This is a genomic window from Dyella sp., from assembly GCF_035486915.1.
Taxonomy (GTDB): domain Bacteria; phylum Pseudomonadota; class Gammaproteobacteria; order Xanthomonadales; family Rhodanobacteraceae; genus Dyella_B.
On record NZ_DATHMR010000153.1, the window covers coordinates 1 to 7,146 of the forward strand.

Annotated in this window: 4 protein-coding genes; all 4 read right to left on the minus strand. The window is 58.0% G+C overall.

Going from position 1 to position 7,146, the window contains the following annotated elements:
- Positions 1 to 390: 390 nt before the first annotated feature.
- A complete protein-coding gene (mgtA, locus tag VK725_RS12110; RefSeq protein ID WP_414648494.1) occupies positions 391 to 3,054 on the minus strand; it encodes a magnesium-translocating P-type ATPase in 2,664 nt (887 codons plus the stop codon).
- 782 nt (positions 3,055 to 3,836) lie between these two features.
- Positions 3,837 to 5,246 (minus strand): alpha/beta hydrolase family protein, encoded by a 1,410-nt coding sequence (locus VK725_RS12115; protein WP_325318311.1) that lies wholly within the window; start codon positions 5,244 to 5,246, stop codon positions 3,837 to 3,839.
- Between the two features lie 66 nt (positions 5,247 to 5,312).
- Positions 5,313 to 6,143, minus strand: coding sequence for a sulfotransferase (locus VK725_RS12120; protein ID WP_325318312.1), 831 nt, complete (start codon positions 6,141 to 6,143; stop codon positions 5,313 to 5,315).
- An 85-nt stretch (positions 6,144 to 6,228) separates the two neighbouring features.
- Positions 6,229 to 7,146 (minus strand): matrixin family metalloprotease (locus VK725_RS12125; protein ID WP_325318313.1); only part of this gene is annotated, 918 nt, incomplete at its 5' end.

The window sequence follows — 7,146 nt, forward strand, 5'->3', positions numbered from 1 at the left end:
CGCCGGCCGAGAAAATGGCCAAGCCCACGACGAAGCGTGCTGCCGTAACCACGCAGCACACCGCTGGTGACCATGTGCGTACCCCACAACAACAGGGCGACATAGCCGAAGATATCAAAGAAAGCGAACGTGCCTTTCATCTCGGCAACTCCAAAAAATCGACAACAACCACTGCACTCCCGCTTCTTCCGACGGGTCGTGACAGCCCCTTTTTCCTCCCCGGCTCAGCGAGAAGGATGGACAAAAGGCAAATGCTGAACGTGGCGATGTTCAGCACAACGCCATCCGTGTGCCATCGCCAGATCGTACCTTCATCCTGCTCCTCTCCCGGCCGGGAGAGGAGTCTTGCTCTATCTGCCTGCGTCGTGCCCTTCCCGTCTGGCGGGAAAATCAGAGCCAACGTCCGTAGCGTTTTATGTATGCCAACTTCACGACCTGGGTCAGTGCGCAGTACGCCAGGACGGTTGCCGCAAGCCACGCGTAGTAGATGTCGGGCACCTGGACCATGCCTATCTTCGTGCCGATTCCCGTGTATGGAATGATCATGCCAATCACAATGATCGCAGTGGTCAACCCCAGTACCGGCGCCGCCGCAACGCTTTGCAGGAACGGAATCTTGCGCGTGCGGATCATATGCACCACCAGCGTTTGCGTTAGCAGACTCTCGATGAACCAGCCGGACTGGAACAACGATTGATGTGCATCGCTGTTGGCGCCAAACACATACCACAGCAACGCAAACGTGGTCATATCGAACACCGAACTCGCCGGACCGATCCACACCATGAAACGACCGATGTCGCCGGCATCCCACTTGCGCGGTTTGCGCAGGTATTCCGGATCCATGCGGTCGAACGGAATCGACAACTGCGAGATGTCGTACAACAGATTCAGCACAAGTACTTGCAACGGCAACATCGGCAGGAACGGCAAGAACGCGCTGGCGACCAGCATGCTCAGCACGTTGCCGAAGTTGGAGCTGGCCGTCATCTTGATGTACTTCATGATGTTGCCGAACGTGATGCGGCCTTCGACCACGCCCTCTTCCAGCACCATCAGATTTTTTTCGAGCAGGATGATATCGGCCGATTCCTTGGCGATATCGGTCGCCGTATCCACCGAGATACCCACGTCCGCTTCGCGAAGCGCGGGCGCATCGTTGATGCCGTCGCCGAGGAAGCCGACCGTGTGGCCCTGGCGCTGCAGCGACTTCACCACACGCGCTTTCTGTAGCGGCGACATCTTGGCGAAGACGGTAGTGCGCTTGACCAGTTCATCCAGCGCCGCATCGTCCAGCGGCTCGATGTCGCGGCCTTGTGCGGAGTGCTCCACGTCGAGACCGACTTCGCGGCAGATCTTGCGCGTCACCGCTTCGTTGTCGCCGGTGATCACCTTCACTTCGACACCGTGATGATGAAGCGCGGAAATCGCAGTGGCAGCCGTGTCTTTGGGTGGATCGAGGAACGCCAGGCAACCGACTGCCGTCAATTCCGCCTCATCCGCCACGCCGTAGGGACCCGAGCGGGGCGTCTCTTCTTTGATCGCCACCACCAGCACGCGCAAACCATCTTCATTGAGATGGCGTGTCATCGCTTTGATCTCGCGACGACGCTCGTCCGTCATCGGCACGATTTCGTCGCCGCGTCGTTCCTTGGTGGCGATAGCGAGCATCTCCTCGACCGCGCCCTTGCAGACGATCAAGTGATGGCCATTGCCGTTCGCCAGAACCACCGACATGCGGCGGCGCTGGAAGTCGAACGGAATTTCGTCGACCACGCGATAGCGCGATACGATCGGTTCCAGGTCGCGATGTGCCAGCACGGCCTTGTCCATCAGGTTCTTCAGACCCGTCTGGAAATGGCTGTTGAGATAACCGTATTCCAGCGCGTCTTCCGAATCTTCGCCGTCCAGATCGAGATGGCGTTCGAGCACGATCTTGTCGAGCGTGAGCGTACCGGTCTTGTCGGTGCACAGCACATCCATCGCACCGAAGTTCTGGATAGCGTTCAGCCGCTTCACCACGACCTTGCGATTGGACATCGCAATCGCACCTTTGGCGAGGTTCGCGGTGACGATCAGCGGCAGCATCTCCGGCGTCAGACCGACCGCAACGGAAAGCGCGAACATCAGTGCATCCAGAAATCCGTGCTTGAAGAACTGAATCAGGAAAACGATGGGCACCATCACCAGCATGAAGCGAATCAGTAGCCAACTGACGCTGCTTACGCCACGGTCGAAACTGGTCTGGACACGTTCGCCCACGATGGAACGTGCGAGCGACCCCAGATAGGTGCGGCCGCCCGTCGCCGCGATCACTGCCGTGGCTGTGCCGCTGACCACGTTCGTACCCATGTAGCAGACGGTGGGCAGATCCAGCGGATTGTTCTGCTGCGCCCCGTGCGCGCCGCTCTCGACCACATGCGCCTGTGCTGGGCCGGCTTTTTCCACCGGCAGCGATTCGCCGGTAAGAATGGCCTGGCTGATGAACAGATCTTTCGCGGTCAGCAAACGCAGGTCCGCGGGCACCATGTCCCCCGCGGCCAGATGCACGATGTCACCGACCACCAGTTCGCCCACCGGCACTTCGATGCGCTCGCTATGCTCATCCGAGGCGCGGCGCGTCACCGTGGCGGTATTTCGCACCATCGCCTTCAGCTTCTCGGCGGCGCGCGAGGAACGGTATTCCTGGGTGAAGCTCAGGAAGACGCTGATGCCGACCATCACGGCAATGATGATCGGGCCAGACAGATCGTCCGGCGTGACAAACACCTGCACCACCGCAAGAATCAGCAGCACGATGATGAACGGGTTCTTGAAGGCACGCAGCAGCTGGAACGACCAGTGAGGCGGCTTTTCGTGAGAGACCTCGTTGACGCCGTCCCGATCGAGTCGGTCGGTGATCTGTTCTTCGTTGAGGCCCGCCAGGCTGGTGTCTAGATGGGCGAGCAGCGCGTCGTTTTCGCGGAACGCTTCCTGCGCGGCCGCTACATTAGGGTGCGCAGCCGCAGCCTTGCCCGTGGCCTTGGCCGTAGCAGCCTGGTTGGATCGGTTCATCATGTCTCGCTTCCGTGGAATCAAGTTGCTTGCGATGCGGGAGGCGAGCGATGGGAGCTGCTGCCTCCTCTACGGCAATCCGCGTCCAGGGTGACGCTCCCCCGACCGGCTAACCGGTGCTGGTGGAGGCCAACCCTTGGGGAGCCGGGAATGACGCATCAGTGGCTTGATACCAGATGAAGATGACGAGACGTGCGCGGCGATTCCGCGGACGAATGATCGTGCCAGCGGGAAAGGGGGCGGCCCTGGGCGGCTTCGATTTGCCAATGCATATCGATCGGAGCCCGGTCAGCCGCCTTATTCAGCGGCTGGGGGACGGTAACGGTACGGGGAGCACGCACGACATCACGGCGGCCGGTCAGGGAAAACCGACCCGCAGTGCGAAGACGAAAGAAATCGCGAAGGAGCTTCATAGGCCCATCTCCTTAAAACGGTGCTCACGGCACCGTTAGGAGCGGGCCGGACTTCCCTAGTCGAGGAAAGCGCCGGCCAACCGCTGGCGGTTGCCGCGAACGATCAGCTTGTTATGCAATGCCGGCACCCGATGCTCGCGGATGTCGACGTTGCGACTAGGGTAAACGTCCATATGCCTTGGTTAGTTCGGACAGAGGCCCGGTCGGCCATAGATGCGCCGGTGGGCGCGTGCATTGTCATGCTGCAGTGCAAGGGTGTCAACCCTCCGAAATAAATTTATTCACGTCCGATAGAACGGCGCGCACTGGGCAACCGTGCGAGCCAAATACGCGAGCGCTCTCTTGCGGATAACTGAAGCATTCACCCAATCAGTTGTGCCAAACCACATCCCCATCGACCGCATAAAGGCGGCAGTTTTGGTGCTTGGCGTTGCAGTCCGCCAGGGCGGCGGCTAACGGATCCAGGCCTCGTGTTGATGCAGCCCAACCGCCGTCTGGTGCAACGACGAAGGCGCGTGGCCTTGTCATCATGAGGAACTTTTCGTAACCGAGCCGTCCGGCGGGGGTCAAATAAGGCACGGCACTTTCATCACCCAGATTCGCGAAATGGGTCGGTGGTGGTTCCGGCGTAGGCCGCGTCCACACCACCTCGTCGTTCACCACATAAAGGCGACATCCGATCGTCGCTCGCTGGCAGTGCCGCATAGCCCACAGCATCGGATCGAATCCACCTGACGATTCGCCGGCTCCGTGTAAGCCGATGGCCAGCGCCCGAGGCAAGGGCTTGTTCAGAAATTGCTGGTAATAGGCAACGCCTTTGCCGTCAGGGATCGCATTGAGATACGGCAATGCCTGCAAATCGGTCAGGTCGGCATAGTGGCTCGGCGGGGGTGGTGTCTGAGGCAGGTATTGCGGATACAGCAGCTTGTTGGGCAATCCGTTCCGCTCGAGAAAGTCGTCCAGCTTCGGCGTCCAGAGCGGCAACCCTTCTGCCGAACCGAGCAAATTGTGCGAATCGACGCCGAACCTTCCGTATGCCACCAACTCAGCCGGTGCACCGGCTGCAACATAGTGATCGTACATGGCGTGCCAGACCGGCGTTGCGAATACTTCATCGTTGTCGCCGAAAAACCAGATCGATGGTGTGGAAACCTCATCCCCGAGTTCGCCCGCAGCCGTAATCAGCGCATCGTCGGGATCGCGACAACTGGACGCTTTCATGCCGCCCGCAAAACTCACCAACACTTTTACGCCGGGCACCTTCAACGCACCTACTGCGAGCGTATTCCAGCCGCCAAAGCTTTGTCCCGCGACCAAGATGCGCGAACCGTCGATATACGGCTGCTGCTTCATGTAGTTGATCGCCGCGCGGATATCCTTGGCGTTGTCGATACCCACCGCCAAATCGTCGCAACCGTGCGAAGCGAGATGGCCGTCCGATCCACCGTAGCCGCGCATCATCGGGAGGGCTACGGCATAACCACGCGAGAGAAAATAGTAATTGGAAAAAGAAAGGCGGTATCTGGGTTGCTGCGCCGGCGGAATGCCGCCATTGGCGCCGTGATTCATGATCGCCAGTGGAAACGGCCCAGGGCCATCCGGCGTAAAAATGGTCATGACCAGCATTACCGGATTATCTGAATCGCTGGGAATCTGCACGACACGTTCATGTAGCAACGCAGCGTCAGGCGCTTTCTCCACATCGGAGGAATCCTCCGCCTCAACCCACCCGACCCTTATCAGCAACGACAAGCACGTTGCTATGAGAAAAATTGCCATGCGCATCTGCATACCCCTTCCAACTTCTAGCGAACAACGCAGCGAACCAAAAAAGGTGTACGCGAACTACATAACAAAAACTCCTTTTGTATTTAGCTTGTCGTTATCCCAGAAGTTCATATCCGCATATTTCATAAAAATATCCGGTGGCAGAATGGTAGAGCGTTTCTCCAGCTCAACTTTCCGTTTCACCTTGTGAAGGTCCGGCATGCCGAGTCGTTGGTCGAACTGCTCCTCCTGATACTCGATGTTTTCGAAATCATGTGGGAAAAGCTCAAGCCCGAGTTGCTGGTAAATACCATTGATAATATTTGCGGTGTCCGTGACCAGCGATTCGTAACGCACCACAATGAGCTTTTTGGCATGCTCACCAAACCAGGCTTCGCGCAACGAACCCCATGGCAATCCAATCAAACCCCGCTCGGAGTCCATAACATCCTTGACTCGCCCATAGACATTGCGAGTGTCCTTACCATGAAAGATGCTTGAAACATGTGTTGGGTTGCGACGAATCATCTTTTCGACGCTATCGATGACCCATGGCACATCGCGGACACAGCAGATTACCTTCGCGTCGGGAAATAACGCGTTCAGCATTGGAAGCTTTGCTGTCCAAGTGCGGTTTGTATCGAAAATCAGCTTGCCGTTCGCAAGCTCATCGTGGTGGTAGGCCTCGAATAAACTTTTCAGCACGCGATGCCTGCGCTCGTCGTTAAAGAAAGGCGCATATTCACTTGCTCCGCTCATCTTAGGTAGAACGGCACCTAAAAGCGTCGCCACCGGACCACTCATACCTGCACTGACATGCGGATTTTGGCGAAGAATCGCTGAAAGCAACGTCGATCCAGACCGAGGTAGGCCCGATATGAAATGGATAGCATGGCCATTGATTGCCATGGTTTAGTCCCCTGCTTACTACTTGAACTTGTATCGTGAAAAGTGCCTGCATAACCTTTCAGCCATGCAGGCACCCATTGCTTACTTATGCAATATGCGTTTTGACGTACGCGCTTGTCAGCGTATGCTCGCTGTACAACAACGCATCGTTGGTCGCCGAAGGAAGCCCGTCCACCGCCACACCGTCTGTGGCATCAAACACGCTCATCGCCTGCACCAACTGATTCGCCTGTGCCAGTGCTGAGTGAGTCGCGCCTGGGTTGTTATAGAGACCTTGGATATCCGCCTTGTCGGTGGCACTCAACGCCTCATTCCCTGCACCCAACACGCCATTCATGATCGATCCGGCAATGTCGGTATCCGCCAGACCCAGCGCGTGGCCGATCTCATGCAACGTCACCTGTTCGAATGTGGCGCCAGTGTTGGCATACGCCAATTGGCCACTGGCATTGGTGGCGAGCGAAACCTGGTTGGGATCCTCCAGCTCCACCTGCGCACTCGATAGCGTGCCACCCTGACTGCTGTAGGTGGTCAAACCGATCTGGTTGGTGCTCGCGGTATTGAGATCGCTGAAGCCCACTTCGATATTCGATTTCGCACCCGGAGCCAATTCCACGAAGGTCAGGCCCGAAGCTTTAGCCCACGCTTGGAATGCAGCCTCTATCTCCTGCTGTTCCTTGGTGTTGGTCACAGCATCGCTGATATCGCCACCCGCAGTGGCGAAGCTCCAGGTGATCGTTTTGTCGGCCCACTTGGCTCCTTCGTAGACACTGTCCGACTGTTCTGCTTTGGCCACTTCGGTCGCGGAAGGATCCTTTTTTTTCCACTTCGTCAGGCCGTAGCCGTAACCGCCGCCGTCATCACCGCCGCCGCCGCTGTAGCCGCCGTAACCACCTTCGTCACCGGAATCGTCTGGATCGGGTGCGGCCCAGCCCGCACCGGTGTCATCGGTGCCGGTGACGTCATCGCCCGTGTTAGTGCCACTGAAGGAGACTGCGCTGTA

Bases quoted from the DNA above. Each gene is read 5' to 3' on its own strand.
- VK725_RS12115 (WP_325318311.1), bottom strand. From the start codon at position 5,246: ATGGCAATTTTTCTCATAGCAACGTGCTTGTCGTTGCTGATAAGGGTC.
- VK725_RS12120 (WP_325318312.1), bottom strand. From the start codon at position 6,143: ATGGCAATCAATGGCCATGCTATCCATTTCATATCGGGCCTACCTCGG.
- mgtA (WP_414648494.1), bottom strand. From the start codon at position 3,054: ATGAACCGATCCAACCAGGCTGCTACGGCCAAGGCCACGGGCAAGGCT.